Source organism: Paractinoplanes atraurantiacus (assembly GCF_900215205.1).
Classification (GTDB): Bacteria; Actinomycetota; Actinomycetes; order Mycobacteriales; family Micromonosporaceae; genus Actinoplanes; species Actinoplanes atraurantiacus.
The window spans coordinates 372,677-391,941 of the sequence record NZ_OBDY01000006.1 but is presented as its reverse complement, the minus strand read 5'-3'; the positions used below and the strand labels follow the sequence as shown (position 1 = coordinate 391,941).

Genomic DNA, 19,265 nt, shown 5'->3' with positions numbered 1-19,265 from the left:
GTGATAGACCCGGACCAGGCCACATCCGTCTCGTCCGGGCCGGCCCCGGACCAGCCCAGCCCGTCGATCAACTGCCGCAGCACTTCCTCGTAACCATGCTCACGCCACAACCACATCGCCAGGGTGAAATACACCGTCAACCGGGCCGGCAACGACCGTTTCCGCAGCTCACGAGCCTTCGCCTGGTCGATGACCGCATCCACCAACTCCGGCGGGAACGTCTTAGTCAACACCCCGATAGCCACCCGGTCAGGCAACCTGTCCCGCGCCGCCTTGACCACCCTCGTCGCCCCAGCCACGACCAGAGATCATAGACCACATTGGACTAAAGAAGCGCCATTGGACTCAAATGGCGTCATGCGTTGAAGTTGTGCCGGTTGCATGGCTGCTCGCGGGTGTGCGGTGAGGTCGGTCTGCACGATCCGGTCGAGCGGATACCCCCGCTCATCTGGGATGACGACATCGAGTGGACGCGGCGGCCGGGCCCCGACGGGCTCGTCGACCAGGCGGTCCCTGCTGGTCAGCCGGCCGACGAGCCGCAGGTCGCACCCGTTGGCCCTGCGGACGATCCAGCCGAGGCCGCACGAGTCGAGACAGTGGCGCCGGCTGAGGCGGCACCGGCGGCGGAGCCGACGACCCAGGATGCGACGGCAGCCCGTCCCGAGACGATAGCCCTGTCCGAGGCGGCAGTCCCGCCCGAGCCACCGGTCCAGGCCAAAAGCGCAGCGCCGTCCGAGCCAGCGGTCCGGACCAAGAGGGCAGTGCTGCCCGAGCCGGCGGTTCAGGTCGACAGCGCAATGACTACCGAGCCAGCAGTCCGGACCAAGAGCGCAGTGCCGCCCAAGCCAGCGATTCCTGCCGAGGCGCTGGTGCGGGCCGAGCCAGCGATTCGGTTGAACAGCGCAGCGCCGCCCGAGCCAGCGGCTCGTGCTGAGGCGCTGGTGCGGGCCAAGCCAGCGATTCGGGCCGAGGCGCTGGTGCGGGCCAAGCCAGCGATTCGGGCCGAGGCGCTGGTGCGGGCCAAGCCGACAATTCGGGATGAGGTGGCGGTGGCGGCAAGGGTCGCCGTGCGGGGCTCGTCCAGCGGGCAGTGCACATCCGCGGACTCCGCCGTGACTCTCGGCCGTGGGCGGCGGCCACGCTATTCAGAATCGGACTTCCGCCCCGGTCCCGGCAGACCGCGCACACATGCGACTTCATGGCATCACGCAATCGTCGGCCACATCCGATTCGCGAGCGTGGCGATCTCGCCGCCGCCCTCGGCAATTCGTCGAATGGCCGCATTTGAGGAATCGTTGTTACCATCGTCTTCGGTTTTGAGATACCGGCGCAGTGGCGAATTCGGTAAACGCTCTCAGAAAGTGTAGGTCTCCGTCCAGGCCACTGTTTCGAAGCCGAGGCGCTCGTATAAGGGCTCGCCGTCCGGGGTGGCCTGGAGGGTGGCCAGGCGCAGGCCTCGGCGGCGGGCGTGTTCCAGGGTGGCTGCGGTCAGCGCGGCTCCTATGCCCCGGCCTCGGTGGGTGGTGGCGGTGGTGATCGTGTAGAGGCCGGCCACGCCCTCGTTCTCGTGGAGGGCGGCCGTGGCCACTACGCGGTTGTTCAGGCGGGCCTCGAAGCGGGTCACGCCTGGGATGCGGGTCTCGGCCTCGGCGATCGCCGGCACCTGGTCGGGTGGGGCGCCGAAGCTTGGTGCGTACGCCTCGACCCAGGTCTTCAGGTCTTCGGCTAGGCCGATCTCCAGGCCGGGGACGAGGGGCACCTCGACGGGGGCCCTCAGGTGCAGCGCCATGATGGGTGACTCGGCCACCCGGTGGGCGCCGTGGTGGATCAGCTGCCAGCCGGTGTCCGGGGGCTCGTCGGGGCCCACCCGCCAGGCCCAGGGCACGCCCTCCAGGTGGTGCCGGGCGGCGGCGATGGCCTCCTCGATCGGGATGCCGCCGCGGCGGACCACGCCGTTCAGGGCCGGCTGCGGGACTCCGCTGCGGAACTTTGTCGCGTCCCGGTATTCGTGGCCCCAGCTCAGCAGGTAGGAGCGCCAGTTCGCGAGTATGGCGTCCAGAGCGTTGTTCATATCCCCCACCACGTCGGGGCGGCGCACAAGTTCAGTTGGGTGCGCTCCCATATCTTCGGTGTACGCTCCGGCACGAGCTAGGGGGAAGACGTGCCGGGTGAGTTGATGCTTCGCGGGCGCCGGCGCGAGCAGGAGACGCTCGACCGGCTGGTGCGCGATGTCCGTTCCGGGCAGAGCCGGGTGCTGGTCCTGCGCGGCGAGGCCGGCGCCGGCAAGACGGCCCTGCTCGACCACCTGGCCGAGCACGCCGGCGGCTGCCAGGTGGTGCGCGCGGCCGGGGTCGAGCTGGAAAGCGAGATCGCCTACGCCTCCCTGCAGCAGCTGTGCGCCCCGCTGCTCGGCCACCTCGGCGCCGTTCCCGAGCCGCAGCGGGCCGCCCTGTCCATCGCGTTCGGTCTCAGCACCGGCAACCCGCCCGAGGCGCTCGTGCTCGGCCTGGCCGTCCTGCACCTGCTGGCCGAGGCGGCCGCCGAGCGGCCGCTGGTCTGCGTGGTCGACGACGCGCAGTGGGTCGACCGCATGTCGGCCACCATCCTCGCCTTCGCCGCCCGGCGGCTCGAGGCCGAGTCGGTGGCGCTGGTCTTCGCCGTGCGGACCCCGGCCGACGACCAGACGCTGCGCGGGCTGCCCGAGCTGACCGTCGAAGGGCTGGCCGACGCCGACGCCCGGGCGCTTCTCGACTCGGTGCTGACCAGCCCGGTCGACGACCGGGTCCGCGACCGCATCGTGGCCGAGACCCGCGGCAACCCCCTCGCCCTGCTCGAACTGCCCCGCGGGCTCACCCCGGCCGAGCTGGCGTTCGGCTTCGGCGGGCGCGGCAGCGTCCCGCTGGCCGGCCGGGTCGAGGAGGGCTTCCAGCGGCGCATCGCGGCCCTGCCCGCCGACAGCCGCCGCCTGCTGCTGACCGCCGCCCTCGAACCGGTCGGCAACGTGCCGCTGCTCTGGCAGGCCCTGGAACGCCTCGGCATCGGCCCCGAGGCGGCCACCGCCGCCGAGTCGGCCGACCTGATCGAGGTCGGCGCCCGCATGCGGTTCCGGCACCCGCTGGTCCGCTCGGCCGCCTGGCGCTGCGGGCACGCCTCCGAGCTGCGCGAGGTGCACCGGGTGCTGGCCGAGGTGACCGACCCCGAACGCGACCCGGACCGCCGGGCCTGGCATCGCGCCCACGCCACCCTCGGCTTCGACGACGAGGTGGCGGCCGAGCTGGAACGCTCGGCCGAGCGGGCGCTGTCCCGCGGTGGCCGGTCGGCCGGCGCCGCCTTCCTGGAACGCGCGGCCGAGCTCACCCTCGACCCGAGCCGCCGGGCCGACCTGCTGCTGCGGGCCGCCCGTTCCCGGGCCGACGCCGGCTCGCCCGAGCTGGTGCCGGCCCTGCTGGCCACCGTCGAGCTGGTCCCGCTCACCCCGCTGCAGCAGGCCCGCGTCGAGCGGCTGCGGGCCCGGGTCTCCTTCCTGACCAACCCGGGCGCGTCCAGCGTGCACGCGCTGCTCGCGGCCGCCCGCAAGTTGGAGGGGCTGGACGCGGACGGCGCCCGCGAGACCTATCTGATGGCGATCGGCGCGGCCATGTACGCGGGGCGTCTCGGCGGCGCCGACGACCTGCGCCTCGCCGCCGAGGCGGCACAGGGCCTGCCGCCGAGTCACAGCTTCGCGGGCCGGTTCCTGGCCGCGCTCACCACCTGGGCGGTCTCCGGGCACGCGGCGGCCGCGCCCGAGCTGGTCCGGGCCCTGGAGTCGATGAACGACCGCGAGGACCTCGGCCTGCTGTGGCTGGCCGCGCCGGCCGCGCACGAGGTCTTCCGCATTGATCTGGCCCGGCAGCGGGCCGAGCAGGCGATCGTGTTCGCCCGGCGTATCGGCGCGCTGTCGATGCTGCCCACGGCGCTGACCTTCCGGGCCGGCAACCTGGTCATGATGGGGCGTTTCTCGGACGCCTCGGGCCTGCTCGACGAGTGCGCGGCCGCCGCCGCGGCGACCACCATCCCGACGATTCCGTCGGCCGCGCTCACCTTGGCCGCCTATCGGGGCCGGGAGCGGGAGGCGACCGAGCTGATCGAGCGGACCCGCGCCGATGCCCGGTCGCGCGGTCAGGGCCGGCTGATCGGCCTGACCGCGTACGCCGAAGCCGTCCTTCGCAATGGTCTCGGCCAGTACGAGGCGGCGCTGACGGCGGCCCGTGAGGGTGTGTCCTATCCGGACCCGGCCGTCTATCAGTGGACGCTGAGTGAGCTGGTCGAGGCGGCCGTCCGGGCCGGTGAGCCCGCCGTCGCCGCCGACGCCCGCGATCGGCTGGCCGTGCGGACCTCGGCCGTCGGCAACGATTGGGCCCTCGGCGCTCAGGCCCTGGCCGACGCGCTCCTCGACCCGTCGGACGAGCACTTCCGCGAGGCCGTCGCGCGTTACGGCGCTGCGGCGATGCCGGTGCCGCAGATGAGGGCCCGATTGCTGTACGGCGAGTGGCTGCGCCGCGACAACCGGCGCGCCGAGGCGCGTGCCGAGTTGCGCGCGGCCCACGACGCTTTCACCACCATGGGCGCCGAGGCGTTCGCCGAGCGGGCCGGCCGCGAGCTGACCGCGACCGGCGAGGCCGTGCGCGCCCGCACCCCGGGCGCCGCGGTCGACCTGACCGCCCAGGAGGGCCAGATCGCCCGCCTGGCCGTCGCCGGCCGGACCAACGCCGAGATCGCGGCCGCGCTGTTCCTGAGCCCGCGCACGGTCGAGTGGCACCTGCGCAAGGTTTTCACCAAGCTCGGCATCGGCTCACGCCGCGAGCTGAAAGCGGCTCTCGGCGACTACTGAGCGGGGATCAGAGCCGCGATCGCGGACGGGTCGGCCAGGTGCGGGAAGTGGCTGCCGGGCATCACGGTGACCGCGACCGACGGCAGGGCGGCGGTCAGCCAGCCCAGGTACGGCAGCGGCGGCTCGCCGGCGGTCACCCAGCGGTAGCCGACCTCGCGCTCGCGCAACGTGGCCAGGTCGGCCTGGCGCTCGGCCCGGATCGCGTCGTCGGTGTGGTGGATCAGCTCGTCCCAGTAGCCGAGGAGCAGGTCGGGGCGCGGGTCGGTGTCGTTCTCGACGATCTTGCGGGCTTCGGGCGGCAGCGTGTCGATGGCCATGCCGGCCAGCATGCGGTCCCAGAACTGCCGCCAGTCAGGGCCGCGCAGCAGCGGCTCGGCCTGGCGCACGGCGGCGCCGAACGGGCCGGGCAGCAGCGGCTGGTCCAGGTTGATGACCGCGCGGGCCGGGTGGAGCGCCGCGTACTTGGTCGCGATGACCCCGCCGATCGAGTGACCGATGATCACCGGATCGGTCAGGCCGGCCGCGGTGACCTGGTCGTGGATGATCCCGGCGACCTCGGCCATCCGGTACGAGTCGCGGCGCGGGGCGCTCCCGTGGCCGGGCAGGTCGGGCGCGAGCACCGGCAGATCGGCCGGCAGCACCCGGCGCAGCGGGTCCCAGTGCCGCTTGTCGAAGGTCAGGCCGTGCAGCAGAACGAGCGACATCGCAGGGTTCCTCTCAGGGTGTGGTGAGCAGCTCTCGGATGAGGCTCTCGGTCTCGTCGTAGCCGCCTTCGCCGACCGCGATGTGCCGCACCTGGCCCATCGCGTCGACCAGGAAGAGCGAGGGCCAGGCCTGGACGCCGTACGTCTGCCAGGTCTTGTAGTCGTTGTCGACGGCGACCGGATATGTGATGCCGTACTTGGCGACAGCCTTTTGCACGCCCGTGAACTCGTGTTCGAAGCTGTACTCGGGCGTGTGGACGCCGATCACCTCGAGGCCCTGGGCGTGATATCTCGCGTACCAGTCCTCGATGTGCGGGATGACGTGCCGGCAGTTGATGCAGTCGAAGGTCCAGAAGTCGACCAGCACGACCTTGCCGCGCAGCCGGGCCAGGGTGACCGGGTCGCCGACCCAGTTCGTGATGCCGGTCAGGGCGGGCGCCGGTCCGCAGTCCTCGGCCCGATCCGACGGCGAGGTGTAGAGCGCCTGGCTCACGCAGGCGGCCAGCACCGGCGGTGCGCCCGAGCCGGTCGGCACGCGCGCCGGCAGCAGCCGCTGGATCTCGTGGTTGAGCGCGGTCCCGTAGTTCGGCAGGTTGACGTCGAAGGTCAGCCCCACCGCGAGGAGCACCACGGCGACGCCGGAGGCGACCCGGATCGCCCGCTGCCGGCGGCGGAAGGCGGCCACCCGGGCGGTCACGGCCCGCCCGGCCAGCGCGAAGATCATCAGCGTGACGCCGGTGCCGACCGCGAAGCCGACGGCCAGCGCCACCGTTCCCGCGCCGACCTTCCCGGTGGCCCCGGCCACCGTGATGGCAGCCAGCACCGGCCCCGCGCACGGCACGTAGACGGTGCCCAGCACCAGGCCGAGCACGAAGCCGCCGCGGTCGCGGCCCACCGATCGCTGCGGCAGCCGGGCGAACGGGGCCTCCAGGATCGCCTCGAACCGCGGCACGATCAGCCCGATCCCGAGCAGCACCAGAGCCACCAGCCCGGCCCAGCGGATCGCGCCGGGCGGGATCGGCAGAGCGGCCAGCAGCACCGCCCCGAGCAGGGTGAGCAGGCTGAAGCTGGTCACCAGCCCGGCCACCACGGGGTAGGGCCGGCGGTTCTGGTCCGCGCCGGACAGGAAGATCACCGGAAGCACGGGCAGAATGCAGGGCGACAGCGCGGTGATCACGCCACCGACGAGGCCGATCAGTACCAGGGCGACATCCACATTCCCGTACGACGGGCGCGGCCGTCGCGATCTCACAGTTGTGACCGGCGTTATAGCTCAGCGGCTTCACAGCGGACGCAGAGAACGATCCTGCCGTGTCGTTGTGGGAGTTCGTCGTCGTCGTGGGTTCCGTCGCGCTGATCGCGAGCCGGTGGCTGCCGCCGAGAGGCCGCCGCCCGACCGCCCTCGCCGCCCTGGGTGTGGTGGTCGCCGGCGCCGCCTTGACCCTGCCCGCGCCGCGCTGGCAGCTCTTGACGGTGCTGGCGGCCGATGTGCTGGTGGCGGCGGGATGGTTGCTGCGCCGCCGGGCCAGCCGGCGGCCGGCCCTCCTCGGATCCCTGACGTGTCTCGCGCTGGTCGCCGCCGGCGCGGGCGCGGCCTGGGCGCTGCCGGTGCCGGAGTTCCCGGAGCCGTCCGGGCCGTCCGCGGTCGGCACCACGGTGATGCAGTGGACCGACCCCGCCCGCGCCGAGCCGGCCACGCCGGACCCGGCCGACCGGCGCACCGTCGTAGCGCAGCTCTGGTATCCGGCGCAGTCGGTCACCGCGGACACGCCGCGAGCGCAGTATCTCGGCCGCACCCGCCGCGAGGCGGACACCGTCGCCGGCGCCGAGGCCGCGTATTTGGGAGCACCCGCCTTCCTGCTCGACGGGCCGACCCGGGCCCACAGCCACGCAGCCTTCGACGCGACTCCGGCCGCCGGCCGCTTCCCGGTCGTGCTCTTCTCCCCCGGCCTCGGCGGCGTCCGCACCCAGAACACCGCCTGGGCCGAGGACCTGGCCAGCCGCGGCTACGTCGTAGCGGCCGTCGACCACCCGTACGACTCGGCCGCCGTCGTCCTGGCCGACGGCCGCACCGTCCGAACCAAGGTCGCGGCCACCGCCGATGCCGGCGAGGACGCCCGGAGAAGGACCGGCTGGATCGACGTCCGGGCCGCGGATCTCCGCTTCGTGCTCACCCAACTCGGCCGCCTCGACAAAGGCGACCTCGCCGAACGGTCCGGCACCGATCTCACCGGTCGGCTCGACACCGCACGGGCCGCCGCGACCGGCCACTCCATCGGCGGGGCCGCCGCCATGCGCGCCGCCGAGCGCGACCCGCGCTTCACCGCCGTCATCAACCTCGACGGCGGCCCCGACCCGGACCAGGGCCCCTCACGCCAGCCCGTGCTCGCCCTCACCCACGAGATCAAGGAAGGGGCGGACGCCGACTACCTCGCTCTGCTGTCGAAGATCCTGGACGGCGGCTCCGCGACCAGCTACCGGCTGACCGTCCCCGGCAGCGCCCACCTCACCTTCACCGACGCCCCGCTCTTCCTGCCGCCCCTCCCGGCCCTGACCGGCTCCCTCGGCCGGACCGGGAGCGTCCGGATGACCACCGAGACCTGCGCCGCTTTCCTCGACGCCGTCCTCCGCAGCCGATCCGAGGATCTGCCCGCCGCTCTGTCGAGCCACGGCGACCTGGTCACTTACTGACGACCTCCTGCCGGTACGGGGTGAGGGTGACCGGCCCGATCAGGCCGCAATTCTGGACGACCCCACGGTTGCGGACCGCGCTGTCCAGGGCGTACAGCCGGTTGTTGAGGGTCGTGGTGACACGGACAGCAAGAGTGTTCTTTCCGGGTCGAAGGTACGGCCCGATGTCCACGCTCGCGCCGATCTGGTCCACGGCCACCGGATGCCCGTTGACCGCGAGGGTGAACGTGTCGGTGACCTGGCCCAGGTCGAGCGTCGCCCCGTTGTTCCGCGACCAGGCCGCCGGGAGCGTCACCGTCGTGGTGTAGGTGCCGACGCCGGAGGCCGAGACCAGCTCCGGGATGTCCGGCCACGCTTTCAGGCCGTCGAGCCTCACCGCGACCGGCTTCTTGACGGTCGCGGTTCCGGCTTCGCCGGTGGTGCCGTACGGGTTGGCCGGCTGCCAGTCCTCGGCCGACAGCGACCAGGTGGCCGCGGTCAGGTCGACGCTCGCCGGCACCGACGGCACCTTGGTGACCACGCGGCGGCCGTTGTCCAGCGTCGTGGAGTAAGTGCCCGCCTTGCTCGCTCGCACGAGCAGCGACGATCCGGAGCGGACGGCGGAGTCAGCGTTCGTGGCGACGACGTGGGCCGCGCCGGCCGGCGCCGCGAACCGGCGCGGATCGGAGCTGAGCGCGATGACCGTGGAGGCGTCGCGCGCCAGCTTCACCCGTACGGAAACCGAGTTGCCCTTCCTGGTGTACTGCGCGATCGGCGTGATCTTTCCGCTGAAGGTGTCCAGCGTGTACGGCACGCCGCCGCCTTCGAGCGTGACCGTCGTGTCGAGGGCGCCGCCGGTGGCCATGCACGGGTTGTTGACCGTCGTCGTGGCGCAGGCGGACGGTTCCTCGTACAAGTTGCTGGGGTTCTTGCCGTACGAAGCGGTCGAGCCGGGGTGCGCGTCGACGCCCTGGTTGTAGAGGTAGTAGAAGTCGGTGCCGCGGTCGTTGCGGCGGATGCTCTGCAGAGTGGAGGGGGCGGCCGGCTGGGCCTGCGGGCGCACGCCCAGTTTGGCGAGCGCCGCTGGGACGTCGGCCTCGGAGCCGACCCGGACGACGTTACGCTGCGCGAAGACCTGCTTGACCAGCTTGGCCAGGGTGGCGTCGCTGTTTGCCGGCATCGTGCCGGTGCCGGTGGGGGTGCCGACAAAGACGACAGGCAGACCCGATTCGGCGTACGAGAGGATGTCTGTCGCCGCCTCGACGGTCAGCGTGCCGCGGGCGGTGTTGCTGCTCGGGTAGAGGAACTGATCGAAGATCAGAGCCTTGTACGCGGGTCCGTCCTCGGCCAGCCGCTTGTTGGTGACCTTCGCGTTGGGCAGGTCGAACAGCGCCTCGTCGAGGTAGTCCCAGGTGTAGCCCGCGCGTTGCAGCGAGAGGTCCTGCCAGTGCCGGTTGTTCGGGTCGGTGGTGGAGAAGGCCGACGGCGACGAATAGTTGCGCATGTAGACGGCGACGTCCGTTTTCGCCTGGCCCTGCGTGAGCACCAGGTGGTTGCGCGCGAAGTAGTCGTTCATCGCGGCCGCGTCGAGCCAGAACGGCTGGGTGCGGTTCCAGGCGTTGGAGAAGCCGACCTTCGACGCGCTGAAGCCGAGACCCGGCCAGGTCGTGGTGGGCGAGTCGATGTACGGCCGGATGTGGTAGACGATCCGGTTGACCCCGCCGGCGAACTCGTGGTTCATCCGGATGATCGCGTCCTGGTAGGTCTCCAGGTAGGAGCCGTTGAGCACGGCGCAGCACTCGGTGGAGTACCAGGTGTTGCCGGTCATGTTGGTGGCCGAGGCCATCGGGCGGTAGAGGTCGGTCTGGTCGCTGCCGGTCAGCGATTCGTACTCGGAGCGGTCGAGCACGGCCGAGGTCTCCAGCTGGTCGCCGATCGAGGTGACCGGGCCGTCCTCCTGCTGCAGGCGCAGCTTCATGTTGTAGGTGTGGGCCCAGTTCTGGAACGGCACTATCCGGTTCTGCGTGAACAGGGTGCTGCGGACCCGGTTGAAGTCGGAGCGGACCCGGTCGGCGGTGCCGTCGCTGAACTCGTACGACGTGGCGTTGGCCGGGATGCCACCGAGCGAGGCGCCGGCCATGGCCGGGCTGATCAGCGCGGCCAGGTTGGGGACGAGGTCGTAGCCGGCTCCCTGGCGGAAGTCGGCCCGCATGGTGCTCGACCACAGTTCCTCGGGCGCTCCCCAAGGGTCGCCGGCGTGCGAGTCGACGAAGAAGTCACCACCGTTGCGCTTGACCAGCTTGCCGAGGGCGCCACGGAAGTATGTGTCGTACGCGTCGGTGACCTGCCTGGTGCCGGCCTTGGTGAGCGTCTCGGGCTGGTTGCCGAACGGCACGGCGCGGAACGTCAGCAAAGCCCACTGGTGACCCGCGGGCGCGGTCCAGCTCAGCGTGCCGGTCGTGGTCCCGTCCTGGTAGCCGCCGGTGTTGGTGCCGGTGAGGGTTGCGGTCAGGTCCCTTACCGACGAACGGTCGAGTTCGATCTTGCCGGTCGCCGGGCAGGTCGCCGCGGCGCAGCGGTAGGCGAGCACGGCCACGATCGTGCCGGTTCCCGGCACCGCGCCGGTGAAGCTCGCTCCCCCGCCGACGATCTGAGGTGACATGGCCAGGGTGCGCCGGGCCAGGTCGTCGGTGGGCTGGTAGGTCGCGCCGGGCAGGCCGTTGGCGGCTTTGAGGCTGATCGTGATGCCGAGCGCGTTGGCCTTCTGGTAGATGGCGGTCAGCTGCTCGGTGGTGGGCACGCCGCCCTGGCCGATCTCCAGGCCGCCGATGTTGTGGTCGTAGGCGTCCTGGATGTCGGCCTCGAGCCCGGCGATCGTCGCGGTGTCCGGCGGGAAGTTCCACCGCGCCCACGGCATGTCGTTCTGCGGTGGGTCGGCGAAGGTGGCGGCGGTCAGCCGCGTCACCGGGTTCAGGCTGGTCCAGTGCTTCTCTCCCGCATGGGCCTGGGCCGCGGTCGCGACGACCGCTAGGCAGGCACAAGCTGCGGCAAGCCAGCGTCTCATGTCCGTTCCCTTCCGTGCTTTAAACGTTTCAAGGCAGGTACTGTTATACGGGTGCCACGCCGGAAAACGGGAAGCTACGAGGCGGGGCGGCAGCGCCGCGCCCGGATCATCACCGCGGCCGCCGAGCATTTCGCCGGCCTGGGCTATCACCGCACCTCGCTCACGCAGGTCGCCGAGGCGGCCGACGTCACCGAGGGTGGCCTGCTGCACCACTTCCCCTCGAAGAAGCACCTGCTGCTGGCCGTGGCCGAACACCGCATCGAGGCGACGGCCGCCTGGTGGGGCGAGCTACCGGAGGACGCCGGCCTCACCCAGGTGCTCGACCTGATGGTCCGCACCACGGAACGCTTTCTCGCCGAACCCGGACTGATCCAGCTCAACGTCCTGGCGACGGCCGAAGCCGCGGATCCGTCGAGTCCCGCGCACGAGGCCCTGTCCCGCCGGTACCGCACGGTGATCGAACATCTGGCGGCAACCCTGCAACGCTGCGCCGATCGCGGGGAACTGGCCGGCGGAACGGACTGCGCCGCCCTCGCCCGGGAGTGCATCGCGGTCAGCGACGGCCTGCAACTGCAATGGGTGCTCACCGACGGCGAAACGGATCTGGTGGGCGGCGTACGGGCCCACTGCCGGCGGATTCTGGGCGGCGCCTGACCCTCGGAGCACCCAACGGGCATCACTGACCTGAACGTCCATTTGAAACCTTTCAACGGCGCTGAAGGTTTTGAGCCGATGTTTCCGGCCCGTGACGAGCACGTTAATCGAAAAAACCGAGGATGCAAGGTTTTTATTGGCTCGTGGTCGCCACGGACCCTCCACTCAGGGCATCGGGGTCATGTGCTCGACGTCGAGGCGCAGGTCGATCAGGAGCGGGCCGCGGCGGTCGGCGATCACCTTGGCCACGTGGTCGAGGTCGTCCTCGTCGCGGACGGTGAAGCCCTCGCCGCCCGCGGCCGTGGCGACCGCGGCCAGGTCGGGCCAGGCGAACAGGGACAGCGACGGGTCCAGGCCGCGGCGGGTGAACTGGATGTGCTCGGCGCCGTAGCCGCCGTCGTTGCAGACCACGACGATCATGTCCTGGTGCTCGCGGACGGCGGTGGCGAACTCGGCCACGCCGCCGTGCATGAAGCCGCCGTCGCCGGCCACCATCACGACCGTGCGGGTCGGGTCGGCCGCCGCGGCGCCGATGGCCGCGCCCATCCCCAGGCCGATCGAGCCGAAGTTGGCCGGGAGCACGAAGCGGCCCGGCTCGGTGTGGATGTAGCGCAGCGACTCCATCATGAAGCGGCCGCCGTCGCTGACCACCAGGCGCCGCTGCGGCAGCACCTCGTCGAGCCGGCGCAGCGCGGTCGGCGCGTCGACCGTGCCGGGCGCGACCCGCGGGCGCTCACCGGGTGCTTCCTGGGCCGCGAGGGCGGCCGCCATCTCCCGCGTGCGGAACGACCGTGACGGCGTACCCCTGAGGTCCAAAGCGTCGACCAGAGCCTCCGCCACCGCACCCGCGTCTCCGGAGACGATCGAGCCGGCGAGAGCCGGAACCGCGTCGAGGCGGGTGTCCACCGCGATCACCCTTCCGCCGGCGAACAAAGTTCCACGGCGGGTGGTGTACGAGTTGAGCCCCGCACCCAGCGAGACGATCAGATCCGCGGAGTCGATGATCTCCTGGGTGGCCGGTCCGCCCAGGCCACCGGCGATGCCCAGCGCGAACGGCTCGCCCCGGAACAGGTCGCGGGCCTTGAGCGTGGTCGCCACCGGGGCACCGATCCGCTCGGCCAGGCGCAGCACGGCGTCGCGGGCCTCCATCGCCCCGCGGCCGGCCAGCACCACCGGGCATTTCGCGGCGGCGATGCGGGCGGCCGCCCCGGCCACCGCGATCGGGTCGGGGAACGCCCGCTGCTCCTGCGGCAGGCGCAGCGGCACCTCGCGATAGTCGACGTCGGCCAGCATGAAGTCCGACGGCACGTTGAGCACGACGGGCCGCCTTTCGACGATCGCCCGGCGCAGCGCGACGGCCAGGTCGTCCAGGGTGCTCTGCGGGCTGCGGGCCTGCTCGAAACCGGCCCCGGTGGGCAGGACCACGTCGCGCTGGGCGATGTCCTGGATGTTCCCGCGGCTCCCGGTGGCCGTGTCGCCGGCGATCAGCAGCATCGGGGCCCGGCCCCGGACGCCCTCGACCAGTCCGGTCAGTGTGTTGGTCAGCGCCGGTCCGTGTGTGACCGTGACGACGCCGGGCCGGCCGGTCAGGTCGGCGTATCCGAAGCCCATGACCATGGCGCCCGCTTCGTGGGCGGCGCCGATGTACTTCCCGTCGTACTCGTGCACGAAGCTGTGCACCATGAACAGGTTCGCGTCGCCGATCAGGCCGAACATGGTGCCGACTTGGTGGGCGGCGAGGGCGCGTGCGAGCGCGGCGTGCAACATCATGCCCTCCCCGACGGGCTGACCCCTTTCGTGTTCAAGATCCGTCCTGTGTCGAGTCTCATGCTCTGCAACCTCGGCCACAGGTACCCGCCGTCACATAGGGCAGGCTCGTGCGGCGGAAAGGGGACAAAGATGTACCGATGGGTGATCGCGGGGTTGCTGTGCGCCTCCGTAGCGGCGTGTGGAACCTCGGACGCTCCCGTTGGGGCGACCGTCCACACCCCCGGCGCGCCGGCCCCGGCGACGGCGCCCGCGGAGCTGCCACCGCCGAAACAGAAGCTCGTCACCTATCCGGCGCACGGGGCCGCGAAGTGGTTCGTCGCGGCCGGGCAGACCTCGCCGGCGGCGGGCACAGGCGGGCGGCTGCTGCGCTACCGGGTCGCGGTCGAGACCGACATCCGCAACCTGTCCACGCCGGCCTTCGCGGAGGCGATCACCGGCATCCTGTCCGACCGTCGCAGCTGGATCGGCGGCGGCAGCCTGCGGCTGCAGAGGGTCGGTCCCGGGCAGCCGTACGACTTCACGATCTTCCTGGCGACGCCGGACACCCGCGACCGGCTGTGCGGTGACCTCGCCGACGGCTACACGTCGTGCCGCAACGACGATGCCGTGGTGCTCAACGTCGCCCGCTGGGTCAAGGGCGTGCCCGGCTACGCCGCGGGCCTGGGCGTCTACCGGCAGTACATGGTGAACCACGAGGTCGGCCACCGGCTCGGGCACGGGCACGAGCTCTGCCCGGGCACCGGCAAGCCGGCGCCGGTGATGCAGCAGCAGACCCTCGGCATGCACGGCTGCCGGCCCAACGCGTGGCCCTACCCGTCGGGCGGCAAGTCCTATCACGGGCGCTCCGGTCAGTACGACGACCAGCCGCCCGGCCGCGACGAGGGCCGCCTCTCCTAGCGACCGGGGTAACGCTCGGTGACCTCCTGCAGGAGGAAGCCGTTGCCGTCCGGGTCGGTGAACGAGGCGAACGAGCCGTACGACGCCCGGCCCGGGTAGAGCCCCGGCGCCCGCTTGTCGGTGCCGGCGTGGTGGAACACCCCGTCCTCGTCATGGAAGATCTCGCTGACCTCGACGCCCCGGCCGATCAGGTCGGCCCGCGCCTCCTCGATGTCCTTCACGGTCAGGTGGATGTTCTCCACCGTGCCCGGCGCGGCCGTGCCGATGCCGGTGCCCACCACGATCGAGCACGGCGAGCCGGGCGGCGTGAAGTGCACGACCCGGAAGTCCTCCCCGTCGATGTAGTCGAGGTCCTCGCGGAATCCGATGCGTTTGAAGAACGCCTTGGACCGGTCGACGTCGCTGACCGGCAGAACGATCAGCTCGAGCTGGTAGTCCACCATCGTGCGCTCCCTTGGTGTGGAATCGAGTCCCACGATCCCGCGCGGAGCGCCCCGATCGCCCCAGGGTGACACCCTGGGTGTCCCCCGTAAGTCACCGGTCGGACAGCGCCCTGGCGAGCTCCCGGCGCGAGGTGATGCCGAGCTTGGTGAAGATCTTCCGCAGGTGCCACTCGACCGTGCGCGGGCTCAGGAAGAGCACGGCGCCGATCTCCGGGTTGGTCCGCCCGGACACGGCCAGCCGCGCGATCTGCGACTCCTGGCCGGTCAGCGAGTCCGGGGCGGCGGCCGCCGTACGGGACCGGACGGTCTCGCCGGTGGCGGTCAGCTCCCGGCCGGCGCGCTCGGCGAACGCGACCGCGCCCATGGTGGTGAACGCCTCGTGCGCGGCCCGCAGGTGCGCGCGGGCGTCGGTGCGGCGGTTCTCGCGGCGCAGCCACTCGCCGTACAGCAATCGGACCCTGGCCACTTCGAGCCCGAGCCGCGACGCCGGCAGAAGTCGCAGCGCCTCGCGGAACTGCTCCTCGTCCGGCCCGGTTAGGGCGTTGGCCAGAGCCAGCTCGCCGCGCGCCCACGCCGTGGGATGGGCCGCGGTCAGCTCGGCGATGCGATCGCGGGCCTCGGCCGCTGTCGCCTTGTCACCGGAGCGGGCGGCCGCCTCGACCAGCTCGTTGAGCACCCAGCGGTGGATGCCGAGGTCGGGATGCTCCAGCGCGGCGCGCGCGGCGGCCACCGCGGCCTGGTAGCGGCCGTGCTGGTTGTTCAGCAGGGCCCGGTGGTACGCGACGTGGGCGACCACGCGGCCCTCGCTCCGCTCCGCCGCGGCCTGGCCGATCGCGTCGAGCATCGCCCGCGCCTGATCCTCGGGCTCCCGGTAGACCACCAGGGAGAGCTCGGCGCCGGGCGGCGCGTACATGCCGGTCGCCTGATGGAACGCCTTGGCCTCGTCGACCAGCACGGAGGCGTCGGCGAACCGGCCCGCGTGCAGCAGCGCGCCGGCCCGGAAGGTGAGCGCGGCCGGCCGGCCCGAGAGGGCCAGGGCGCCGTCACGGACCAGCCGGACGGCGCGTTCGGTGAGCCGGTGGAACGCCTCGTCGTCGCGGGCCTCGTTCAGCGCCGGCACGAGCATCCAGAGCGAGGCCAGGTCCTCGTCGTCGACGAAGGCGCCGGCCGCGCCGGCCAGCAGCGGGATCGCGGGCACGGGGCCGTCCAGGGCCCACGCGACGATGCCGGTCAGCAACCGGCCGACCGCGGTCTCGTCGGCGGGCAGCGTCCGGGCCTCGGCCGCGACCCGGCGCAGGTCGTCGCCGCCGAGCCCGCCGGCGTGCACCGCCGCCCCGGCCGCGGCGAAGTAGGTGCGGACGGCCGCGGCCCGGTCGAGGTCGACGAGCCGGCGGGCCGCGCCGAGAAGAGGCTCGACGGCCGAGCGGCCCGGGTTGAGGGCGAACGCCAGCTGCGAGCGCAGCACCTCGACGTCGGCCTGCTGCAGCGGGTCGAGCGGGCCCAGCTCGGCCGCCGCCAGCAGCTCGGGCACCTGGGCCGGGGCGCCCGCCGAGAACTGGGCCCACGCGGCGGCCAGGGCCCGGCCGGCCCGGGGTCCCGGTTCGGGGGTCAGCTGGGCCGCCCGTTCCAGGAAGGCGGCCGCCGCCGAGCGGCCACCCCGGGCCAGCGCCCGGCCGGCCGACTCCTCCAGCTCGGCCGCCACCTCCTCGTCGGGGCCGACCGCGGCGTGCGCGCGGTGCCAGGCCCGCCGGTCGGGCTCGTGGGCCGGGTCGGTCACCTGGGCCAGCGCGGCGTGCACCCGGCGCAGATCGGCCAGGGGCGCCGAGCGCCAGGCGGCCGAGCGGACGAGCGGATGCCGGAAGCGGACCCGGGTGCCGAACTCGACCAAGCCGGCCGTCTCGGCCGGCCCGGCCGCGTCCACGCCGACGCCGAGCCGGTCGAGGGCGCGCCACAGCAGCGGCACGTCGCCGATCGGCTCGACCGCGGCCGCCAGCAGCACCGTGCGGGTCTCGCCGGGCAGGGCCGCGATGCGCCGCTCGAAGCCGGCCTCCACCCGCCCGGCCAGCGGCGCGGCGCTGTGCAGCCCGAAGCCGAACGCCAGCTCGGCCGGGCTGAGCCCGCGGGGCAGTTCCAGCAGCGCGAGGGGGTTGCCGCGGGTCTCGGCCACGATACGGTCGCGGACGCGGGCGTCGACCCGGCTCGGCAGCACCGAGTCGAGCAGGGCCCGCGCGTCGGCGTCGGGCAGGCCCTCGACGCGCAGCTCGGGCAGCCCGCCCAGGAGCTGCTCGTCGCCGGGGCTGCGGGCGCCGAAGACCAGCGCGACCGACTCGGAGTCGAGCCGCCGGGCCACGAAGGTGAGGATCACCTCGGACATCCGGTCGAGCCACTGCACGTCGTCGACGACGCAGAGCAGCGGCTGCTCGGCGCCGGCCTCGGCGAACAGGCCGAGCACGGCCAGCCCGACGATCAGTGCGTCCGGCGGGTCGCCGCCGGCCAGCCCGAAGCCGGTGGCCAGGGCCTGCCGCTGCGGTTCGGGCAGCCGCTCGAGATGGTCCAGCAGCGGCGCGCACAGCTGCTGGAGCCCGGAGTAGGCGATCTCGGTCTCCGGCTCGACCCCGGCCGTGCGGGCGACCCGCTCACCCGAGGCCGTCTCGACCAGATAGTCGAGCAGGGCCGTCTTGCCGGCGCCGGCCTCGCCGCGCAGCACCAGTACCCGGCTCTGGCCGGACCGGATGTCGCGCAGCAGCCGGTCGAGCTCCTCCTGTTCGCGGCGCCGCCCGCGCAGAAGCGTCTCCATCTCAGATGCCCAGGGCGTTGAACAGGTTGAGCCAGATCTCGCTGCGGGTCGGGAAGGCCGGGATCGCGTGCCGCAGCCGCCGGATCGGCACCTCGCCGACGATGGCGATGGTGGCCGCCTGGAGGAAGTCGGCCACGGCGGCGCCGGTGATGGTCACGCCGACCAGCACGTCGCGGTCGGTGTCGATGACGAACCGGCTGGTGCCGCCGGCGCCGCCGGAGAAGCGGCCACCCGCGTTGCCGTCGGTCTCCACGTCGACGACGCGGATGCTCAGGCCGGCCTCCTCCGCCGTCTTCGCCGTGTAGCCGACCGCCGCCACCTGAGGCTCGGTGAAGATGACACGCGGCGAGTTCGGGCCGTCGGCCAGGTGCTCGGTGACGATGCCGCGGCCCAGGATCTCGCCGGCCGCGATGCCGGCCTGATATTTGGCCATGTGCGTGAACAGCGCCTTGCCGTTCAGGTCACCGATCGCGTAGAGCCAGTCGCGCCCCGGCACCCGCATCCGCTCGTCGACGGCGATGTAGCCGTCCGTCTCCAGTCCCAGGTCGCGCGTCTGAGGCGTCCGCCCGGTCGCCACGAGGATCTCGTCGGCCCGCACCGAGCCGCCGTCGCTGAGCCCCACAGTCACGCCGCCGTCGTCACGGCGTACGGAAATCGCCATGGCTTTTTCATGGATCTCCACACCCTGCTTGCGGAGGTACGCACCGACCTGCTCCCCCGCGAAAGGCTCCTCCCGGGGCAGCAGGCCGTGATCGCCGACGATCAGCGTGACCCGCGCCCCCAGCGAGGAGTACGCCTGGCTCAGCTCGGCACCGACCACACCGCCCCCGATGACGATCAGCGAGGCGGGAACCGCCCGCGCCGTCGTCGCCTCCCGGTTGGTCCACGGCTTCGCCTCGGCCAGGCCCTCGATCTCCGGCAGCGCCGCGCGGGTGCCACCGGCCAGGATCACCGCCCGGCGGGCCTCGATGATCTCGTCGCCGACCGCGACCCGCCGCTCACCCGCGAGCCTGCCCCAGCCCCGGATCAGCGTGATGCCCCGATCGGTGAGCCAGGGCACCTGGTAGCCGTCGTCGAGATGGCCGATGAGCTCGTCGCGGTTGGCCAGCACAGCCGGCACGTCGAGCGGCCCGGCGACGACACCGGCGGTCGTGCGCGCCTCGGCCAGCAGCTCGCCCGGCCGCAGCAGCGCCTTGGACGGGATGCAGGCGTAGAAGGAGCACTCCCCGCCGACCTTGTCACCCTCCACGATCGCCACGCTCAGACCCGCCTCGGCCAGCTTCCCGGCGGCCACCTCGCCGCCGGGACCGGCACCGACCACCACCACGTCGAAACTCTGCATACACAGATCTTCGTACACTCAGCTTTCTTCAGAGCCCCGTGGCTGACCCTGGTC

General features: G+C 72.5%; 13 protein-coding genes. 4 read left to right on the top strand and 9 right to left on the bottom strand.

Annotated features, from left to right (window positions below):
* Window positions 1–299: transposase domain-containing protein (locus CRP55_RS17755; protein ID WP_179855228.1), on the bottom strand; the 299-nt coding region annotated here is incomplete at its 3' end.
* 1,055 nt (window positions 300–1,354) lie between these two features.
* Window positions 1,355–2,071 (bottom strand): GNAT family N-acetyltransferase, encoded by a 717-nt coding sequence (locus CRP55_RS17745; RefSeq protein ID WP_179855227.1) that lies wholly within the window; start codon window positions 2,069–2,071, stop codon window positions 1,355–1,357.
* Window positions 2,072–2,161: 90 nt separating this feature from the next.
* Between CRP55_RS17745 and CRP55_RS17740 the strand changes: the two genes are divergently transcribed.
* Window positions 2,162–4,870 carry a helix-turn-helix transcriptional regulator gene (locus CRP55_RS17740; RefSeq protein WP_342751548.1) on the top strand — a complete coding sequence of 903 codons (2,709 nt, stop codon included), beginning with the start codon at window positions 2,162–2,164 and terminating at the stop codon, window positions 4,868–4,870.
* Here CRP55_RS17740 and CRP55_RS17735 read toward each other — a convergent pair.
* Together CRP55_RS17735 and CRP55_RS17730 are read right to left on the bottom strand one after the other, a co-directional pair.
* Window positions 4,864–5,574, bottom strand: a complete 711-nt coding sequence (locus tag CRP55_RS17735; protein ID WP_097321159.1) for an alpha/beta fold hydrolase — start codon at window positions 5,572–5,574, stop codon at window positions 4,864–4,866. The two genes, CRP55_RS17740 and CRP55_RS17735, sit on opposite strands and share 7 nt — an antisense overlap.
* A gap of 13 nt (window positions 5,575–5,587) precedes the next feature.
* Entirely contained in the window at window positions 5,588–6,826 is a 1,239-nt protein-coding gene (locus tag CRP55_RS17730) for a cytochrome c biogenesis protein/redoxin (RefSeq protein WP_245923098.1), read from the bottom strand.
* Between the two features lie 59 nt (window positions 6,827–6,885).
* On the opposite strand from CRP55_RS17730, the gene CRP55_RS17725 reads away from it, so the two are divergent.
* Window positions 6,886–8,265, top strand: a complete 1,380-nt coding sequence (locus tag CRP55_RS17725; RefSeq protein ID WP_097321157.1) for an alpha/beta hydrolase family protein — start codon at window positions 6,886–6,888, stop codon at window positions 8,263–8,265.
* Here CRP55_RS17725 and CRP55_RS17720 read toward each other — a convergent pair.
* Window positions 8,255–11,308, bottom strand: coding sequence for a glycosyl hydrolase (locus CRP55_RS17720; RefSeq protein ID WP_179855226.1), 3,054 nt, complete (start codon window positions 11,306–11,308; stop codon window positions 8,255–8,257). The genes CRP55_RS17725 and CRP55_RS17720 overlap by 11 nt on opposite strands.
* A gap of 51 nt (window positions 11,309–11,359) precedes the next feature.
* Between CRP55_RS17720 and CRP55_RS17715 the strand changes: the two genes are divergently transcribed.
* Window positions 11,360–11,962, top strand: a complete 603-nt coding sequence (locus CRP55_RS17715) for a TetR/AcrR family transcriptional regulator (RefSeq protein ID WP_097321155.1) — start codon at window positions 11,360–11,362, stop codon at window positions 11,960–11,962.
* A gap of 165 nt (window positions 11,963–12,127) precedes the next feature.
* Here CRP55_RS17715 and CRP55_RS17710 read toward each other — a convergent pair whose 3' ends face one another.
* Window positions 12,128–13,729, bottom strand: coding sequence for a thiamine pyrophosphate-binding protein (locus CRP55_RS17710; RefSeq protein WP_218854597.1), 1,602 nt, complete (start codon window positions 13,727–13,729; stop codon window positions 12,128–12,130).
* 132 nt (window positions 13,730–13,861) lie between these two features.
* Between CRP55_RS17710 and CRP55_RS17705 the strand changes: the two genes are divergently transcribed.
* Window positions 13,862–14,629, top strand: a complete 768-nt coding sequence (locus tag CRP55_RS17705) for a DUF3152 domain-containing protein (RefSeq protein ID WP_097321153.1) — start codon at window positions 13,862–13,864, stop codon at window positions 14,627–14,629.
* Here the strand turns inward: CRP55_RS17705 and CRP55_RS17700 are convergent.
* From CRP55_RS17700 to CRP55_RS17690, 3 genes are all read right to left on the bottom strand, one after another.
* On the bottom strand, window positions 14,626–15,072 hold the full coding sequence (locus CRP55_RS17700; protein WP_097321152.1) for a VOC family protein: 447 nt from the start codon (window positions 15,070–15,072) through the stop codon (window positions 14,626–14,628). The genes CRP55_RS17705 and CRP55_RS17700 overlap by 4 nt on opposite strands.
* Before the next feature lie 91 nt (window positions 15,073–15,163).
* The gene (locus CRP55_RS17695) at window positions 15,164–17,869 is read right to left on the bottom strand and encodes a helix-turn-helix transcriptional regulator (RefSeq protein ID WP_097321151.1); all 2,706 of its coding nucleotides are present in this window, start codon (window positions 17,867–17,869) and stop codon (window positions 15,164–15,166) included.
* A 1-nt stretch (window position 17,870) separates the two neighbouring features.
* Window positions 17,871–19,211, bottom strand: coding sequence for a dihydrolipoyl dehydrogenase family protein (locus CRP55_RS17690; protein WP_097321150.1), 1,341 nt, complete (start codon window positions 19,209–19,211; stop codon window positions 17,871–17,873).
* Window positions 19,212–19,265: the final 54 nt, after the last annotated feature.

What these genes read in the sequence shown, in the direction of transcription:
- CRP55_RS17745 (WP_179855227.1), bottom strand. Translation starts at nt 2,071, where the DNA reads ATGAACAACGCTCTGGACGCCATACTCGCGAACTGGCGCTCCTACCTG.
- CRP55_RS17735 (WP_097321159.1), bottom strand. Translation starts at nt 5,574, where the DNA reads ATGTCGCTCGTTCTGCTGCACGGCCTGACCTTCGACAAGCGGCACTGG.
- CRP55_RS17720 (WP_179855226.1), bottom strand. Translation starts at nt 11,308, where the DNA reads ATGAGACGCTGGCTTGCCGCAGCTTGTGCCTGCCTAGCGGTCGTCGCG.
- CRP55_RS17710 (WP_218854597.1), bottom strand. Translation starts at nt 13,729, where the DNA reads ATGTTGCACGCCGCGCTCGCACGCGCCCTCGCCGCCCACCAAGTCGGC.
- CRP55_RS17705 (WP_097321153.1), top strand. Translation starts at nt 13,862, where the DNA reads ATGTACCGATGGGTGATCGCGGGGTTGCTGTGCGCCTCCGTAGCGGCG.
- CRP55_RS17700 (WP_097321152.1), bottom strand. Translation starts at nt 15,072, where the DNA reads ATGGTGGACTACCAGCTCGAGCTGATCGTTCTGCCGGTCAGCGACGTC.
- CRP55_RS17695 (WP_097321151.1), bottom strand. Translation starts at nt 17,869, where the DNA reads ATGGAGACGCTTCTGCGCGGGCGGCGCCGCGAACAGGAGGAGCTCGAC.
- CRP55_RS17690 (WP_097321150.1), bottom strand. Translation starts at nt 19,211, where the DNA reads ATGCAGAGTTTCGACGTGGTGGTGGTCGGTGCCGGTCCCGGCGGCGAG.